General features: G+C 53.0%; 10 protein-coding genes. 5 read left to right on the plus strand and 5 right to left on the minus strand.

Going from position 1 to position 19,277, the window contains the following annotated elements; all coding sequences use genetic code 11:
- The first annotated feature begins 239 nt into the window (after window positions 1–239).
- Complete coding sequence (locus KIS77_09915) at window positions 240–1,055, plus strand: outer membrane beta-barrel protein (GenBank protein MCW5922651.1); 816 nt, start codon at window positions 240–242, stop codon at window positions 1,053–1,055.
- Window positions 1,056–1,063: 8 nt separating this feature from the next.
- Here the strand turns inward: KIS77_09915 and KIS77_09920 are convergent, their stop codons facing one another.
- A complete protein-coding gene (locus KIS77_09920; protein ID MCW5922652.1) occupies window positions 1,064–1,771 on the minus strand; it encodes an SDR family oxidoreductase in 708 nt (235 codons plus the stop codon).
- A 186-nt stretch (window positions 1,772–1,957) separates the two neighbouring features.
- On the opposite strand from KIS77_09920, the gene KIS77_09925 reads away from it, so the two are divergent.
- On the plus strand, window positions 1,958–2,716 hold the full coding sequence (locus KIS77_09925) for an ABC transporter permease (protein ID MCW5922653.1): 759 nt from the start codon (window positions 1,958–1,960) through the stop codon (window positions 2,714–2,716).
- Between the two features lie 60 nt (window positions 2,717–2,776).
- Here the strand turns inward: KIS77_09925 and porQ are convergent, their stop codons facing one another.
- Both porQ and KIS77_09935 read right to left on the minus strand, forming a co-directional pair.
- Window positions 2,777–3,844 carry a type IX secretion system protein PorQ gene (gene porQ / locus KIS77_09930; GenBank protein ID MCW5922654.1) on the minus strand — a complete coding sequence of 356 codons (1,068 nt, stop codon included), beginning with the start codon at window positions 3,842–3,844 and terminating at the stop codon, window positions 2,777–2,779.
- A gap of 108 nt (window positions 3,845–3,952) precedes the next feature.
- Window positions 3,953–4,570 carry a toxin-antitoxin system YwqK family antitoxin gene (locus tag KIS77_09935; GenBank protein MCW5922655.1) on the minus strand — a complete coding sequence of 206 codons (618 nt, stop codon included), beginning with the start codon at window positions 4,568–4,570 and terminating at the stop codon, window positions 3,953–3,955.
- 181 nt (window positions 4,571–4,751) lie between these two features.
- Between KIS77_09935 and KIS77_09940 the strand changes: the two genes are divergently transcribed.
- On the plus strand, window positions 4,752–5,828 hold the full coding sequence (locus tag KIS77_09940; GenBank protein ID MCW5922656.1) for an AAA family ATPase: 1,077 nt from the start codon (window positions 4,752–4,754) through the stop codon (window positions 5,826–5,828).
- A gap of 35 nt (window positions 5,829–5,863) precedes the next feature.
- Here the strand turns inward: KIS77_09940 and KIS77_09945 are convergent, their stop codons facing one another.
- Window positions 5,864–6,625, minus strand: coding sequence for a lipoprotein signal peptidase (locus tag KIS77_09945; protein MCW5922657.1), 762 nt, complete (start codon window positions 6,623–6,625; stop codon window positions 5,864–5,866).
- A gap of 43 nt (window positions 6,626–6,668) precedes the next feature.
- Window positions 6,669–8,081: a hypothetical protein gene (locus KIS77_09950; protein ID MCW5922658.1), complete on the minus strand. Its 1,413-nt coding sequence runs from the start codon at window positions 8,079–8,081 to the stop codon at window positions 6,669–6,671.
- A gap of 246 nt (window positions 8,082–8,327) precedes the next feature.
- Here KIS77_09950 and KIS77_09955 point away from each other — a divergent pair, with 246 nt between their 5' ends.
- Window positions 8,328–11,240 (plus strand): hypothetical protein, encoded by a 2,913-nt coding sequence (locus KIS77_09955; GenBank protein ID MCW5922659.1) that lies wholly within the window; start codon window positions 8,328–8,330, stop codon window positions 11,238–11,240.
- A gap of 298 nt (window positions 11,241–11,538) precedes the next feature.
- On the plus strand, window positions 11,539–19,215 hold the full coding sequence (gene sprA, locus KIS77_09960; GenBank protein MCW5922660.1) for a cell surface protein SprA: 7,677 nt from the start codon (window positions 11,539–11,541) through the stop codon (window positions 19,213–19,215).
- Window positions 19,216–19,277 lie beyond the last annotated feature (62 nt).

The following is a 19,277-nucleotide window of genomic DNA, read 5'->3' on the forward strand; positions in this document are numbered from 1 at the left end:
GCCACAGGGTGAGGGTATTCACAAAATCACGGAGCACAAGAGTAGCCTGTCAGCCCATCACTCGCCAGTCCTTTTAAACTTTCTCTTACCTATACGAAGTCTGCTTCGCGCACGTTTTTGGCGGGCGATGGCGACAAACCATAAAATCGCGCTACTTTTGCGGACGTTCCCCGAAATGTCCTTGATTTTTTACTCAAAAATTGATTTTCGAGGGTATTTCCCTGTATATTCTTTTGAACATGAAGCACATTCGATTTTGGGCGCTCTTGGGCGGACTTGTCCTGACCAGCCAATTTTCTTTCGCACAGATGCGCGGCACGGAGGTGGGCGGATGGGTCGGCGCTTCGAACTATTTTGGCGACTTGAACACTAACTGGCGCGTCAATCGGCTCCACTTGTCGGGTGGTTTTGGCGCACGCTACAATTTCAACGACCGACTTGCGGCACGGCTGGGGTTCACCTATGGCAAAATCAGTGCCTTCGATGCCGATTCCCAAAACGAGTTTGAGCGTCGGCGCAATCTTTCTTTCGAGAGTATTTTGATTGATGGCACGGCTCAGTTCGAGTTCAACTTCATGCCCTACATTCACGGTCACAGAGATTTTTTCTACACGCCTTATTTGTTTGCCGGCATCACGATGTTTTATTTCAACCCTCGCGCCGAGTTGGACGGGAAACGCTATGACTTGACAAAAATGGGCACGGAAGGGCAGTTTCGCGGCGAGGAATACAACACCACACAGGGTGCGCTTGCCTACGGGTTCGGTTTCAAGATGGACCTGTCATATCGCTGGAGCCTCAACATCGAGTTGAGCGGGCGCAAACTTTTCACCGACTATCTGGATGATGTGAGCGGATCTTACGCCGACATCCGCGACATCCGTGCGCAGCGCGGCGAAATCGCTGCCCAACTGGCCGACCGCTCGCTGGAGCCCAAAATCGGGCAGCCCGGTCGCCAGCGCGGCAATGGGAAGAGCAACGATATGTATGCCTTCCTCACCATCGGGATGATGTACTATTTTGGCGACATTCGCTGCCCGGAGTTTTTGCGGTAAAAAAAGATTCACAGGTCGCCCAATTGGGGGCGTATCAACAATTCCTCCACCACTGCCGCGTCGCTCAGATTATAGCAGCCCCATACTGCTTTGGCAATGTCGGTTGCTTCCATGAGGCGCTTTTCGGGAAAATCCGCGCCGCGCCAAGAGTCCGACCAAGTGGCGCCGGGCAGGATGGCTGTCACTTTGATTCCCTTGGTTTTCATCTCTTCGCGCAGGCATTTGGAAAAGCCGAGCAGGGCAAATTTTGAGATGGTGTAAGCGCCGCCATTCGGGTAGGCTATGAGGCTGGCGATGCTGCACATATTGAAAATGTGGCCGCTGCGGTGCGACAGCATGGCTGGAAGCAAGGCCCGCGTGAGATGATAGGCGCTAAAAAGGTTGGTCTCCAACAAGGTTTCCAAAGAGCCTTCGCGCTCGTCGGCCACGCCGCCGGGCAGGTATATGCCAGCGTTGTTCACCAGCACGTCGAGGTGTTGCCAAGTGCTTTGAACAAAGCGGGCGAACTCCTGCACTTCTGACTTTTTCCCTACGTCAGCGGGGTAGGTATGCAGCTTTGTGTGGGGGAAACGGGTTTTCCACTCTGCTTGCATGGCATCCAAGTCAGCTTCCGTGCGCGCGCAGACGCAGAGGTCGAAGCCATGTTCGGCAAAAATCTCGGCAATGGCACGCCCCAAGCCTTTCGTGGCACCTGTGACGACAGCGGTTTTGTTCATAAACGTGGGAGATGAGCAATTGGTTATTGATATTGGTTGGCGGGCAGCCGTGTTTGCAGGACAATTTTTTTGCCTCAAAGTTTGAAAAAACTTGAACCTTTGAACCTGATTCCTTGCTTCAAGGATTTTTAAAAAATCGCCTTTGGGCAGCCTGCCCTCAAGTCGCAGCCCATTCGAGCCGCAAATATGGATTTTCTCTCAAGATACAACTATCTGCATCATCTGGGGCGCTACCTGCTGATGATGAAACAAGCATTTGGCCGCCCTGAAAAGCTTTCGATGTATTGGAAGGAGACCGCTCGGCAAATGAATGATATCGGTGTCGGTTCGCTCATCATCGTGTGCCTTATTTCTGTTTTTATCGGGGCAGTGGCGGCGGTGCAGTTTGCTTATCAGTTAGATGGTCAGCTAGTACCACGCTATTACATTGGCTACATTGTGCGCGATTTGGCGCTCATAGAGTTGTCGCCCACCATTACCTGTCTGGTCTTGGCGGGCAAAGTGGGTTCCAACATGGCTGCGGAAATCGGCGGGATGCGCCAGAAAGAACACATAGATGCCATGGAGGTGATGGGCGTGAACACCGCCGCTTATCTCATCACCCCAAAGTTGTTCGCGGCGGTGGTCGTCATTCCCCTGTTGGTTACTTTTTCGGCGTTTGTGGCCATCATCGGTGGGTATTTGGCGAGCGTCCCAACGGGTCTCATCACCGATGCCGAATACATTCAAGGGGTACGGTCTTTCTTTGTGCCGTACAATGTGTTTATGATGTATGTGAAATCGGTGGTGTTCGCATTCATCCTTACAAGTGTTTCCTGCTATCAAGGCTACTATGTGAAAGGCGGGAGCGTCGAGCTCGGCCAAGCCAGCACCCGTGCGGTGGTGTTTAGCGACATACTCATCCTGTTGGCGGACTACCTGATTGCGGTGTTGCTGACGGGCTGAGCTTTTTTGTGCTTGCCCGGCCAAGCGGAGCGAGCGGGGGGGTGCTCGCTCGGATGGGTTTTAAAAAAACTCCTTTAAATTGGTATTTAGGCCAAAATGCACCACACCGCCCGCGAGGTGGTAGGCTCCATAACCAAAGTCAATGCGGAAACGGCTGACTTTGATGCCTACGCCGCCGGAAAATCCTGCGAGGCTCCGGTAGTTGCGCACCGACAACTCTTTCTTACGGAGATGATTGTAGCTAAATCGCAGCTGGAACGCCTCGTTGCGCCCCAGCAAAAATTCTCCGTTAAAAATAAGGTGTCGGAAAAAATTGTCCACACCATTGTTGCTCACGCCCGCTGTGGGGCTGCCGCCAAAAATGAGGGTGCCGTCGTCCTGAAAATTGGGGTCGTCGTAGCGTATTTCCCACTGGTGGAGGTGATGGGCGATGATGCCAAAGCGAAAAGGCAAGTATCTAAAACGCTTGGTAATGCCGATCTGTACATCGAATGGCAAGTCTTCCCGATTGCCGTTGTAGGTGGAGAGTTGAGTGCCTGCATTGCGCAGTACCAGCGCGGCCGTGAAGCGCCGAGCTGTGTCGGCATACAGCATACCAGCATCGGCCACGAGGGCGGAGGATTTGTAGATGTCGAGAGTGGAGAAGCCCATGCGGACGTTTAGGCCCAAGGATAGGCGGTCGGTGAGTGGACGCGCTGCGCCGAGGGTCAGCGCCGTCTCAGAGGCCTGCACATTGCCGCCCAATCTGTTGCCATATTCGTCGGCCAACGGAATGTCGCCGTAGCCCACATACTGGATACCCCCGTGCACGGTGAAGCCGATTTTCTTGAGGTCGTTGGCATAAGCGACATAGCCGTGCTGAATGTCGGACAAAAAGAAGTTGTGCTGGAAGGTGATGCGACCATCCATAGCCGGGTTCAGCGCGGCGGGGTTGGCCGCTGCGAAAGCCAAGTCATCGTCCTTCACTGCGATTTGCATTCCGCCCAATGCCGTGATGCGGGCCGAGGGAGAAAGTTTCAGAAATGAAAACACCTGTTGACCTCCCGTGATTTGGGCATTTGCGTGATGCCAAGTGCCAAGAGCAAAAAGCAACGGGACTGCGGCGATTGTCCGTAAAAATATATGCATGGTCGTATTGTTGTGTGTTCGTTGTGCGGATGAGGGCATCTCATGAGTCATTGAAAATTGCTCATTGCCAATGACGAAATGGCCTGTGAGACGACTTCGACATCACGCCTATTTTTTCCAAGTAGTCAGGCAGACACCTTTGTCGCATTGAGCGATTCTAATCAGTTCGCCGCTCTCGTTGTACTCTTTGAGCTCGCCGTGTTCCAGTGGTTCGTCCTCAAAAACGACATAGATACCCTCTGCCTTTAAGTTGCCATTTTCCCAGTATTCCCAGAAAGGGCCGTCCTCCGTGTTGTTGCGAATCGTTACTTTTTCTTTGATGGCACCGTTCGGATAATAGACAATACTCAGCCCTTGCATCGCGCCATCCACGAACTCCTGCTCGACGTATAGCTGGCCGCTCTCGTAGAATCTTTGATACTTGCCGTGATATTGCCCCCTGCGAAAACGCTCCACAGCTTCTGTTTTGCCATTGGGAAAATAAAATTTTCGCTCGCCATCCAGCGTGTCGTTGGTGTAGCGAGCCTCTTCGAGCAGTTGCCCATTGGCTGAAAAACGCTGGTAAAGACCTTCTTTGGCAAAATCCTGCTTCCGGCGTTGCCAGCGTTCCAATTGGCCCTCTTTGTCGCGGCTTTCCACCGTTTCCACAGGGTTGTTTTTGCAAAAAGAAATGAAAAGCGCCAAAAATCCGAATAGCGCCAAAAGTGATAATCGAGTGATTTGCATGGAAAAATTAGTTTTGCCGCACAAACGTACGGGTTGACGACAAAAGTCTCGTTCAGGCTGCCTGCCCCTGCGATTTTTTGCCAAACCCGTCCGCTCTGCTTGGCCGGGCGGGCTTCAAACCACAAACTTTCAAATCCCGTCCGAACAGATGCTCATCCGAGCGGGCGGAAAACTACAACCCATGTCGCCTATCATACGTCCGCACGCCGAACAAGCCTACGCCCACGAACTGGCCGCCCTCGCGGCTCACGACGACCGCCCTCGCCCGACCAACTGGCGGCTCTCCCCTTGGGCTGTCGTCACCTACCTGCTGGGCGGGCAGGCGGGCGATGTGCGCATCGAGCCAAAATACTATGGTCGCCGCCGTCTTATCGAAATCGCCGTGGCCACGCTTGCCACAGACCGCGCCTTGCTCTTGCTCGGTGTGCCCGGCACGGCCAAGACTTGGGTTAGCGAACACCTTGCCGCTGCCATCAGCGGCGATAGCACACTGCTCGTGCAAGGCACCGCGGGGCTCAACGAGGAAGCACTCCGCTACGGCTGGAACTACGCACGCTTGCTCGCCGAAGGCCCTTCAGAGCAGGCACTCGTCGCCAGCCCAGTCATGGCGGCCATGCGCGAAGGCAAGTTGGTGCGCGTGGAAGAACTAACACGCATCCCCGCCGACGTGCAAGACACCCTCATCACCCTGCTCTCCGAAAAAACGATGCCTGTGGCCGAACTCAACACGGAAGTGCAAGCGCGTCAGGGCTTCAACCTCATTGCGACTTCCAACGACCGAGACAAAGGGGTGAACGAACTGTCAGCAGCTTTGCGACGGCGATTCAACACAGTAGTGCTGCCCTTGCCCGACACGCTGGCCGAGGAGGTGACAATCGTGCAAAATCGCGTGGCCGCATTAGGCAAATCCCTCGAACTGCCCCCAGAAGCGGCACCGGTGCGCGAGATACAGCGACTTGTCACCATATTCCGCGAGCTTCGGGGGGGCAAAACAGAAGATGGCCGCGAACGGCTCAAAAGCCCAACGGCTACCCTGAGCACAGCCGAGGCCATTTCGGTGATACACCAGGGGCAGTCGCTCGCCGTGCATTTTGGCGATGGCGAACTTCACGCCCACGACCTTGCCGCCGGCCTTGTGGGTGCCATCGTGAAAGACCCCGCCACGGACGGCGCGGTCTGGCAAGAATATCTGGAAACAGTGGTGAAAAAACGCGACGACTGGCAAGACCTGTATCGCGCTTGCCGGGAGCTGAGTTGACGAAGGTTCATTCGCCGTTCGGGACGCGAGCCACTTCAAGCCTCCTCGTTTTTTTCTTTTGACGGCGTGTCCGCTACGTCTTCTTCCAAATCAGGTGTGGTCGTTTCTTCGATGAGCAATGCCTCATCCACGGAGACAGGGGGCTTAGGCTCCTCCACAAAACCATCGCGAAAAAAGCGACGCTGAAAAAGCAAGATGCTCAAAACGCCCGTCGTGATGGCGGCATCGGCCACATTGAATATGGGGCTAAAAAACAGGAAACTGCCCCCCCCGAGCCATTCGGGCAGGTTGATGTTGAACATCGGGAAGTACAACATATCCACCACGCGCCCGTGCAAAAATCCGCGCATGGGCAGCCCTTCTTCCAGCCCGTAACCTTGGCCAAAAGGCGTCAATCGGGCCACCTCGTGGTAATCACCACTAAAAATAAGCGCGTAAAAAGTGCTATCAATGATGTTGCCCAACGCCCCGGCGGTAATCAACCCGACGCAATAGACAAATCCCATGGGGGCATTGGCTTTCAGCAGCACTTTGGTGTACCAAATCAGCCCCGTCACCATCAGGATGCGGAACAGGCTCAATATCAGTTTCCCATAATCGAAACCGCCATGGTCCACATTGAACTTGATGCCAAAGGCCATGCCTTCATTCTCAACGAACAGCAGCCGCGCCCATTCAAGGCCGAATAGATAGACCTGCTCGTTGATTCTGAAATTCGTCTTGATGTAAAATTTGAAACTCTGGTCAATCAGCAGCACCAGCAGCACCAGCAACACGACTTTATATCCCTGTTTCAATTCTGAGTGTTTTAGTGAAAAAGTCTGCAAAGAAACGACGAATTTATTTCCCGTCCACCTGCCTCAACAACCACTCCCGCTCTGCCAACGGGTTGGTCTGGGTGGCCATTTCGCGAAATTTTTCTTTCTGGGGCTTGGAGTAGATGTTGAGGTGCAACATTTTTTTCATCAAGCTTATCATGTTTTTGTAGGCAGCTTTACGGGTGGGGTCCAATGCTTCCTTGCGTTGTAGGTAGATGCGGAGACTTTCGAGGAGTGACTCGAAGGCATCAAACTCATCCTGTTCGTAGTAAATTTTGAGCAGCATGGTTTTGGCCACGATATTTTGCAACATATCATCATACTCAAAAGCCACCAAGTAACGCTGTGCGGTATCATACTCCCCCTTTTCAAAAAAGAGGCGAGCAAGACCAAAGTTGACTGTGCCATGCCGTTGTTTTTCTTCCAAATACTGTTGAAAATTTTCAACAAACTTTTCGGCCCAGTCAAATTCCCCTACTTTCAAGGCGCTGCTTACTGTGTTCAAAAAGGTGTATCGTGAAAGATTGTCGTTTTCCAAAAGTATTTTTGTTTCCACCCCGCTACGATACAGCTCGAAGGCTCTTCTGTAAAAGTCTTGCCTGCCTTGATTGATTTTTGGCACACAGTAGTTTAATGCTGCGAGATATAGAGTCCGTACCTCTGACCGATTAAAAAACGCCATTTGATTGTGTATCCTTCGCTCCAATTCATCAAAATAGGCTTCTTCCTCCGGATGGGTGAGCGCCATGTAAGTATTGTAATAAACGCCTATGGCGGGTTCATGCAGCATTGCCTTGTTGTTAGCATAGGCCAATACTTCCTGCAGCAATCCATGGTCGTAATTGATTTTCTGATAAATGCTTTGATGTGCCAACATATCCTTGCTGATGCGCAAACGCTCTTCCAAAAACCATCTCTCCAATGCATCGGCTGTTTCCTGTAGATTGACTGGTGCATTTTGGGTGATGTTCATGCGATGCTCGTATTCCACCTGCTCGAAGAAGAATTTGTTGAGCAGGTAAAAATCGTTGCGCAAAGGTTGTTTGTGAAGGTTTTCCCAACCCAAGCGATGCGACTGCTTATAGGCTTTGTCTAATTTTCGCCGTCGGTAAATCCGCGAAAGCGCCAGCTGGTAGCGCACGCCGTCGCGTGTGTAGTATGAAAAAACCAAGTACTCCTCTACTGCCCTCAGCAGAAAGTACATCACTTGACGCATATAGGCATCGTCGTATGGCTGCCCGGGGAACACCGCTTGCCAAGCCACCTCCTTTCCCAGCGACTCGCCCTCGTCCGAGAGATGTTTGCCCAGATAGTCAAACAACCTGACTACATCCTGTCGTTGGTTGTGCGCTGGCGATTGCAGCCATTTGTTGAGGTCGCGCATCTCCTTCTTTTCAAGGGAGCGGAGAATCTCCACCAAAACACTTTTTTGCATGAAATTTTTAAATTATCTATTCAACAAAATTTCAAAACAGCCATCGATAATCTAAATATTTTTTGAGGTTTAAGGTTCAAAATTCATTTTTTTTTAAAATTTTGAAAACTTCGCCTCAATTTTCAAAAAAAATCGCCATTCTAAACTGCTCAACAAATGCTTTTTTTTGTCTTTTACCCGTCGAAACATCACCCGCACTTTTGTATCGTCAAACAAAGGCTATTGCCAAGCCTAATCCGCAATCTCATGTTTAAGCATTTTTTGACTGCCTCATTCCTGCTGTTCGCAACGCTCGTTGTCGGGCAGGGTTGGGAGCGCGTGTATGGTGGCGGAGGACTGGACCAACTGAACGCCATCACGCAAACGCCCGATGGTGGCTATGTGATGACAGGTTTTTACAACCTTGGTCAGATTTACTTGATTAAGACTGATGCCGATGGCGACTTGCAATGGAGCAAGAATTATCCCACGGGAGGCTTCTTTGCAGAGGGTAAAGCCATTGTAGCCACTCGCGACAGTGGTTATGCCATAGCTGGCAATATACAGGGGGTAGGCCCAGGAGGACGCAATGCCTACCTGCTCAAGACGGATGCTTTCGGCAATGTGTTATGGACGAAGATATTCGGCGGTAATCAGAACGATGAGGCGAGGGGAATTGTGGAACTATCCGATGGCAGTTTGGTGGTAGTCGGGTACACCGTCAATCATTTGATACAAGTGACAGGAGAATGGACAGAGGATGTTTACCTCATCAAAACAGATGCGAAAGGGGAAGTGCTTTGGGAAAAAACCATTGGACAGCCTGCCACCAAGGAGCAAGGCAATGCCATAGTACTGACCCCCGAAGGCGATTTGGTGGTTGCAGGCAGTTTCCGCGTGCAGACCGCGCTCCCCGGCGATTTTCAGTTCTATGCCATCAGGCTCGACGCAGATGGAGATGTTATTTGGGAAAACACTTACGGTTTCTCCAATTTGGATGACATTGCCAGAGCCGTCGCACCGACACTGGATGGTCATTTTGTGCTGGCGGGCAGCACCAATCAAGGTCAAGGAGGTGCTGGTTTTGTGATGAAAATAGATGGCAGCGGCAGCCCCTTCTTTATGTGGTCAAAAACTTACCCCAAAACGGTTTTTAACAGTATCTCCGCCGACAAAAGCAAAGGCTTTTTTGTGGCGGGCAGAAAAGACATTGACACAGGCGGTACCTTGGGGGACTTGTATCTGGCCCGCTTAAACGAAGAGGGCGAAAAGTTGTGCGACGTGCTGGTGGGGAAAGCAGGTGCCGATGAAGGGTTTGGAGTGGTAGCTACCCCCGATGGTGGCGCAGCGGCGGCAGGCTACAGCAACCCATTCTTCAATTCTTCCGAATCAAACGCTTATCTGGTCAAAGCCGATTTGAATTGTCTGGTTTTCACCAGTTATATTGAGGGCAATATCTTTCAGGACCTGAATGTCAACTGCACGAAAGACGCAGGGGAAAAAGACATGGAAGGCTGGGTGGTTAGCATCACAAGCCCCAATTTCTCGCGCTATGCGGTATCCACGCAGGGCGGCAACTTTCGCCTGGCTGTTGATACGGGTCAGTACGACATCAAGCTTTTTGCGCCCAATGACAACTGGGAAGCCTGCAACGGGGTAGTGAAAGTATCGGTGCCCCAATTTTACGACACGATTTCAGCACTAATACCCATATGGGCCAAGTACTTGTGCCCACGCAACGAAGTGGATATAGCCACCCCCATTTTGCGTCGCTGTGCCGACAATGTTTACACCGTGCGGTACTGCAACACAGGCTCATCCTCATCCAACAACACGCGCGTTGAAGTCGCCTTAGACCCCGCCTTGAGCTTGGTTTCCAGCACCATTCCCGGTGTCGAGACTCCTCCGGGCAGCAACAATTATGCGTTCAACATCGGGACGCTTGCGGAAGGAGAATGCGGTGGCTTCAAGTTTACAGCGTTTTTGGACTGCGGCACTGTTACGGGGCAAACGCATTGCGCAGTAGCACATATTTATCCCGACACTTTTTGCGCGCCAACCGTCAACTGGGATGGCTCGATAATCGGGGCGAGAGCGCGTTGCGACGGCGACACCGTGCGTTTGTCTTTACTCAATCGTACCATCAACCCCGTAACTACACCTATTAGTTATGTAATTGCGGAAGATTTAATCATGCTTATCCCCCCAGGCGACCCCGATTACACACTACCCCCAGGCACGCTTGGCCCGTTGGGCGAAGTGGAAGTGTGGAGCCGCGAGGCCAACAACAAAACCATCCGCATCATCGCTACCCAAAGCCCCGGCTATCCGGGTGCGGGGTATCCGACAGCGGCAATAGAAGGATGCAAAACCGATAATACACAGAATCCGATATCGCTTGGGTTCTATACCATGTTCCCGGAGGACGATGCCGACGCTTTTGTCGAGACGGACTGCCAGGAAAGCAACGAAACCGATTACAACCCGACATTTATTAAGAGAGGTCATCCCAAAGGCTATGACGTGGCCCACTACGTCAGTCCTGAAACCGATTTGGACTTTTTAATCCAGTTCCGCAACACCGGGACAACCACCGTGCAGCAAGTCATCATCCGCGACACCTTGTCCGCGGCACTCGACCCAAGCACGGTTTATCCAGGCGCTGCCAGCCACCCCTATGATTTTGAGGTCTATGGAAATGGCATCGTGCAGTTCACACTCCCCAACATTAATCTTGTGCCGGGTAGCAGCGCAAGCGAGGGTTTTGTCAAGTTTCGCGTATCCCAAAAACCGACTTTGGAATGCGGGGCAAAAATCCTCAACAGCGCTGCTATCTACTTTGACTTCAATGCTCCGGTTATCACGAACCAGACTTTTCACACCGTCTGCGAGGATTCGATATACCTCATCGTGAAGACGAAAGAAATTCACTATCCGGGTGCCGACCTGCGGGTGTATCCTAACCCAATGGACGATATGGCCACCTTTGAAGTGAAGGGCGTGCAAGCGCGAACCTTTGGCTTGCGATTGTACGATTCCCAAGGCCGATTACTTACCGATTCTTTCTTTAATCATCCCACTTTCCGATTGTTCCGACATCAACTCCCGGCTGGAGTAATCTTCTACCAGCTTACCGCCGATGGTAAGCTGGTAGCCTCCGGGAAGCTTATGGCGCGATGATGAAGGAATTTTAGTAAGAGGCCATCCCGAAGAGGTTACATTCATGAAACATAATTTGAAGCCCGCGCTGCATAAGAGCAGTGCGGGCTTCTGTTTTGTGCGCATATCGCCCACCGCATCAGGCAACCCTGTCGCGCCTTTCTGCGTCAACCCCACGCTTATTCTTTTTCCAATCGGCAATTCATGCGCGAAGCAATGACAACACGTTGATTTTCAGAAAAAAACACTGCCACAATCAGCTTTTCTGTCACCGCTGCACGAGAGTTGCCCACCGACAAATCCACCTGCTTTATCGAAAATGACGAAGAAGAATTTCCTTCTTGCGCTAACCGGACTGCTTTGCCTCGCCACTTTGTACGCCTTCTCCCACCCCGAAAGTGTAAGAGAAAGCGTGCTCACGATATTTTTCCCGGAAAAAAAACCTTCGTTGGCGGTCGAATATTCGCCAGCATCTACCGACGTTCAGGCCGCCAGACGAACAGCCACTGCTCCGTCGGACACTTTTCCTCCCTTAGGCGAACGCTTTGGTGATTTCATCAACAGCGGCGGGGCCAACCCAATTGATTTGAAAGACCCCAAAGCCATAGAGCAAAAAGTGGAGTACGACCCCGAGACCAATATGTACATCGTGACGGAGAAAATCGGCGACGACTATTATCGGGCACCCACCTACATGACCTTTAGCGAGTATGTGAAATGGCGCGACGAAAAACAGCAACGAGACTATTTCGACCGCTTGCAGGGAGTGAGTATGCCGGGCGACGGCAGCGGTAGCGGCCTTGCTGACCCAATTGCCAAATTCGATGTCAAGACCTCCTTGGTGGACCGCTTGTTCGGCGGCACGGAGGTCACCGTCAGGCCACAGGGCAACATCAACCTGACCTTTGGTTTCAACTATCAAAAGATTCAAAACCCCATTCTTACCCTGCGCCAACAACGCACCGGGATATTCGATTTCGACATGGATATCAACATGAGCGCGGCGGGGAAAATCGGCGAAAAGCTCGACCTCAACTTCAACTACAACACGCGGGCGACTTTCGATTTCGACAATCAGATGAAAATCAAGTATGACACCAAGACTTTTGGGGAAGACGAGATTTTGCAAAATATAGAGGCTGGCAACGTGTCCATGCCGCTGCGCTCCAACCTCATCAAAGGCGCGCAAAACCTGTTTGGCGTGAAAACAGAAATGAAATTCGGCCACCTCCGCTGGACTTTCTTGTTGGCGCAACAACGCTCCAGACAACAAAACCTCAACTTGCAAGGTGGCGCCCAAGTACAATTGTTTGAGAAACCCATTGACGAATACGACGAAAACCGCCACTTCCTCATCAGCCAGTGGAACCGCAACGAGTTCGAGCCAGCCATGTCGTGCCTACCCGTGCCCATGTCCTTGTTCAACATCACGCGCATGGAGGTCTGGATAACCAACGACAAATTGGTGACGGAAAACGTCCGCGACATCGTGGCAATCATGGACTTGGCCGAACCCGCCCCTTACCTCGACGGCGATGTGCCAGATTGCCCATTGTGCCCGGATTTTTCGCTTCCGGCACCGCCAGCACGAGACATCAAGGGCAATCCCTTGCCCGACAACAGCAACAACCAGATTTACCCGCAAATCGCCGCAGACATCAAGGCTGACAAGGCATTCCGCTTTTCCGATAAAATCGTGAGCCGACTGACCACGCCCCCCTACGGCATGACGCAAATCCGCGACTTCGAGAAAGTGCGCGGCAGATTGCTCTCCCCGGCGGAATATACTTACCACGAACAACTCGGCTTCCTGAGCGTCAATCTCAACGTGCAACCCGACCAAGTGGTGGCTGTGGCATTGGAATACACCTACAATGGACAGCCATACAAAATTGGTGAGTTCACGAGCGATGTGCCCAACGGCGACTCGCTCAATCAGAACGTGCTCTTCCTCAAGATGCTGAAAAGCACCACAGCCAACGTACGCTATCCGATATGGGACTTGATGATGAAAAACGTGTACGCGGTCGGTGCAGCCAACGTGGACCCCAACGAGTTCCGATTCGACATTTTCTACGAAGACCCCGGAAAAGGACAAAAACGCTTCCTCGACGACGCTACCCTCCCTGCCAACCTGCGCTCGCGCCCCTTGCTCCAAGTGTTCGGGCTTGACAATCTCAACCTGCAAGGCGACCCCGGCCCTGACGGCATTTTCGACTTCGTGCCGGGCCTCACCATCAACCTGCGCAGCGGCCGCGTCATGTTCCCGGTGTTGGAGCCCTTTGGCCGTTATTTGGCTGACACGATGGCCAACTCGGGCGTGTCGCAAGAAACCATCAATCGGTATGCTTACCCCCAACTGTACGACTCTACTTTGTTCCGTGCGCGGGAGTTCCAACAGCTCAACCGTTTCACACTGAGAGGCCAATACAAATCCAGCACCTCCTCAGAAATTTCGCTTGGCACCTTCAACCTGCCAAGAGGTTCCGTGCGTGTGAGCGCAGGCGGACGACAACTCATAGAGGGCCAGGACTACCAAGTGGACTACAACATTGGCCGCGTCAAAATCCTGAACGATGCCATCCTGCAATCGGGGCAAAACGTGAGCGTCAGCTATGAGGACAACACCCTATTTGGCTTCCAAAGCCGCTCCATGCTCGGCATGAGATTCGACTACGAACTCAGCAAAGACATCAACATCGGGGCCACCTACATGAACCTTTTCGAGCGCCCACTGACGCAAAAGGTCAATATCGGCGAAGACCCCATCAACAACAAAATGTATGGGCTGGACTTTAACATCTCAAAAGATGCCCCCTGGCTCACCAGACTTGTTGACAAACTGCCCTTCATTTCCACCAAAGAACCATCGAGCATCACCGCGCAGGCAGAAATAGCAGCCCTCCGACCCGGACACAACCGCGCCATCAACCAAGGCGGCGAAAAAGGGGGCACCGTCTATATTGACGACTTTGAGGGAACAACGGCCAACTTGCCGCTGGCCAATCCCGCCAATGCTTGGGTCATCGCCTCTACCCCACAAGGCGACGACCAGCTGTTCCCCGAATCCAGTGCTTTCCTCGACACCAACATCATCTTGGCTCGCGGAGCCAACCGCGCAGGCATCACTTGGTATGTACCCGACCCTAGCGCCCGCGACGGCATTGATGCGGTCAACCCATACTCGCGCATCATCCAATATCAGGACATTTTCCCCAACCGACAGCTGACACCACTCGAACAATCCAACCTGCGTTCGTTCGATGTGACCGTCTATCCCCGCGACAGAGGCCCCTACAACTTCGACTTGCCGAACGGCGGCTATCCCGGCTACACAAAAGGCATTGGCATATCGGGCAAACTCAACGAGCCAGCCACCCGCTGGGCAGGCATCATGCGAGCATTGAACACCAACGACTTCGAAGCCGCCAACATCGAATTCGTGGAGTTCTGGATGCTCAACCCCTATATGGAAAAAACCGACGACCCCGGCAACGTCTCTACCGACGGAACCATGTACATTGACCTCGGCACCATCTCGGAAGACATCATGCGCGACGGACGGCAGTTTTTTGAAAACGCCCTGCCCACAGGCCAAGGCACCGGAACCACAGCCCGCACCCCATGGGGCCGAGTGCCCGTGTTGCCTCCCGTCGTCAATGCGTTCGACAACGACCCCGCCAAACGCGGCTTGCAAGACGTCGGCCTCGATGGCTTGGACAATGACGGCGAACGAGACAACTTCAGCGATTGGCTGGCACTCATTCAAAGCTCAGACCTCAGCCCCAACGCCAAGGCAGAAATCCTTGACGACCCTTCCAACGACGATTTCATCTATTACCTCGACGAGCGCTTCAAATCCACCTCGCCGGGTATGCTGACCCGCTATCGCAAGTTCAACAACCAACAAGGCAACTCCCCCGTCAACAACACCAACAACCTCAACCCATCGGCCACCAATATCCCCGACTCCGAAGACCTTAACCGCGACAACTCGCTCAACGAAAACGAATCCTATTTCCGCTACCAAATCCCCCTGATTAAGGGAGCCGTTCAAGTCCGCGACGCATCCGGCAATATCGTCACCTTCGAGGGCATTGACTTCGAAGACCCCACGCTGAAATCCATCATCACCGACACAGTGGTGTTCCAAAAAGAAGTAGGTGGCCCCTACTACGTTTGGTATCGTTTCAAAGTGCCACTCGACCTACAGACCCGCCAAACCATCGGCGGCATTCAGGACTTCCGTTCCATCCGCTTCATCCGTTTGTTCTGGAAAGGCTTCACCGAGCGCACCACGTTCCGTTTTGCCACACTCGAACTGGGCCGCAACCAGTGGCGGCGCTTCACGCAGGACATCCTCTCCTGCAAACCCACCGACCAGCCGTGGAGCGCCACCGCCTTCGACGTGAACGCCGTGAGCATCGAGGTCAACTCCGCCCGAACACCGTTCAACTACACCATCCCCTTTGGTATTTCGCGTGAACAATCCGTCGGCGCCTTCCCCGACGTGTTGCAAAACGAGCAATCGCTCGCCATGACAATTTGCAGCCTCCAATACTGCGATGCACGAGCTGTTTTCAAACCATTGAACATGGATTTGAGGCAATTCAAACGCTTAAAGATGTTCGTGCACGCCGAAGCCAGCGACCCGATTTCGTTCCCCTTGGATTCCACCAAACTGACGGTATTCCTGCGCCTCGGCTCCGACTATGTGAACAACTACTATGAGTACGAATTGCCGCTCATGCCCTCCGACGTGAACAACCTGAACGGCAACCCGGATAGCCGCGCATACAAAGACGAGGTATGGCGGCCAGAGAACAGCTTCGACTTCCCGCTAGAGTTGCTGACCGACGTGAAAAAATTACGCAACGATGCCAATGCCCGGCTCGACACGGCTTACGTCGTGCCAGACCCCGACAACCCGCGCGGCCTGGTAAAAGTGGTGGGCAACCCAAACCTCGGCTTTGTCAAAGGCGCCATGATTGGCGTGCGCAACGTGTCGGAAGACCAAAGCCGACAATGCGTGGAAGTCTGGCTCAACGAATTGCGCCTCAACGGGTTCAACGAACAACCCGGCTGGGCCGGGCAAGCACGGGTGGACATGAAATTAGCCGACTTCGGCAACATCTCCCTCGCCGGGATGTACACCAGCATCGGCTGGGGAAGCATCGAGCAAAGACTCATCCAACGCCAGCGCGAGGAAGTCATTCAATACGACGTGTCCACCAACCTCGAATTGGGCAAGTTTTTGCCAGAAAAAACAGGCATCAAAGTACCCTTCTATGTCCAGTACTCCAATATCACGCGCAACCCCGAATACGACCCTTATGACCTAGACATCAAATTGAAAGACAAATTGCGCGAAGAAACCGACCCGGCAGCACGCGACAGCATCAGGACAGTGGCGCAAGACGTGACCACAATAAGCGGCTTCAACTTCACCAACGTGCGCAAAGAACGGCGAGGCAATAAAAAACCCATGCCTTGGAACATCGAGAATTTTAGCCTCACTTATGCCTTCAACCAAACACGCCGCCGAACACCCTTCATCATCAACGACCACCTCAAACAATACAAAGGCGGCATTGATTACCAGTATGCGACAGGGCTAAAACCCATCGAGCCTTTCAAAAAATTGGTGAAAAACGAAAAGTGGCTCAAATTCATCAAGGAATTCAATTTCAACCCCATACCCAACACCTACGCCGTCGGCACCGACTTGGAACGCATCACCCAAGTGACAACCTGGCGCTTCGCAGGAGAAGACCCCGAACTGAACACCTACTACAATCGCCGCTTCACCTGGGACCGCGACTACAGCGTGGGCTGGGACATCTCGCGCTCCCTGCGCTTCAACTTCGACGCCATCGCACGCAACCTCATTGACGAACCCTATCAATACAAACCCGACGGCGTGGCCTACACCGACAAAGAACGCCGCGACTCCATCTGGACGAATATCAGGAACCTAGGCCGTCCGAAAAACTATCAGCACAATGCCAGCATCAACTGGAACGTGCCACTTCGTTTCTTCCCATTCATGGATTGGATGACGGTGAAAGCCTCCTACACAGCAGGCTATATCTGGACGGCACAATCCCTCAAATTGCAGAACCTCGACGCCGGCGACTATCAAGAATTCGTCAATTCACGCCACCTCGGCAACGTCATTCAGAACAACAACATCCGCCAAATCAACGGAGACTTCGATTTGGCCAAACTCTACGACAAGAGCAAGTATTTGTCAAAAATAAACAAGCCCGGCAAGCCCGGCGCACAAAAATCAAGCCCCAGAACCAACGACCGCAACAACCCACTCCCCACCCCCGGAGCACCCGGCAGCGGCGGCAGTGGCGGAAGTGGCCCCGGGGGCAAAAACAACCCGCCCGACCCCAGAAGCGGGCGCCCGGCAGGAGCACCCGGAGCCGCAGGCACCAACGACCCATCCGGCACAGGAAAGGACGACCCGAAGGACAAAAAGAAGAAAGACAAGGACAAGGACAAGGACAAAAACAAAGACCGACAGCCATCCACCGCCGAACGAGTCGCCCTGCGCCCGCTCATGCTGGTGCGGAAAGCGCGATTCACATACAGCGAAAACTACGGAACCGTCATCCCCGGATTCACCCCCGAGCCAGAGCTCATGGGCCAAAGCAGCGGCTTCAAAGCCCCAGGCTGGGCCTTCGTGGCAGGCGTGCAGCCATCCGACCGCTGGTTTAAAGACGCGGGTGACAATGGCTGGATAACCCACCGCCCCGAACTCAACCAACAAGTGATGCGCAACTACACCCAAAACATTGACGGCGGCATCACATTGGAGCCGTTTCAGGACTTCCGCGTGGAAGTCACCGGCAACCGCCAATATGTGCGCAACAACACCTTCCTTTTCAAAGACCAAAACTTCGACCTCCACCCCGACTCCGTGGGTTTCATATCTCGCGCCCAACGCGACCTCGGCAGTTTCACCGTCTCCTATTTCTCCATGCAAACCCTGTTCAACAACGACATCAACGGCCTATTTGCCCGCTACCAGTCGTACCGCCCCATCATATCAGAGCGGTTGGGCGTGTTGGCAGGCGACACCAATCCGCACGGCGACCCCGACGATGCCGGAGAATACAAAAAAGGGTACGGACGCATCCATCAGGAAGTATTGATACCCTCCTTCTTGGCCGCATACAACAAACAAGACCCGAACACCGTGGGCTTGGATGTATTCAAAACCCGCCCCGCCCCCAACTGGCGACTCACATACAACGGCCTCTCAAAAATCGGCAACCTTAAAAAGTATTTTGCCAGCGTCCAAATCACGCACGGCTATAAAAGCACCCTAACAGTAAGCTCCTACAACACAGACATCTTCTACGACCCCAATAACCCATACACGGAAGATGAGCTGAGCTTCAACTATATCGCCCGGTTTGAAATACCCCAGGTGCTTATCAATGAACAGATGTCGCCCCTCATTGGCATGGACGTCAAACTCAAAAACGACATGGCCTTCAAACTCGACTTCAAAAAAAGCCGCACCCTCGCCATGTCGTTCATTGACTACCAACTCGCGGAAACACGCTCCTCCGGCTATGTGGTCGGCTTCGGCTATCGCATGAAAAACGTCAACATCGGCTTCCTCACTGGCAACAAAACCAAAAAAGGCAAGTCGAAAAAACCACCAGCCAAGCCAAATGCCCCCACACCCCCGCCCCCACGCGGCGGCACAGGCCAGCAACCCAACGACTTGAACTTCAAATTCGACTTCGAAATACGCGACGACATCACCGTGAACCACCGCCTCGACCAACTCGAAGAAGCAGTGCCCACACGCGGTGCCCGCACCATCAGCATCAACCCCTCGGTCGAGTACGCGCTCAATCGGCGCCTCTCGCTCCGCCTGTTCACCGACTACCGAAAGACAGTGCCCAAAACATCCCAATCTTTCCCCATCACGACCGTGAACGCAGGGGTGATGGTGCAGTTCAAACTGAATTGACAGCACCGAACAATCAACGCCACCAATTCCCGAAGGCACAAAGATTCCGAAAGCGAATCCTT

It is taken from the genome of Saprospiraceae bacterium, assembly GCA_026129545.1.
In the GTDB taxonomy this organism is placed as follows: Bacteria; Bacteroidota; Bacteroidia; order Chitinophagales; family Saprospiraceae; genus M3007.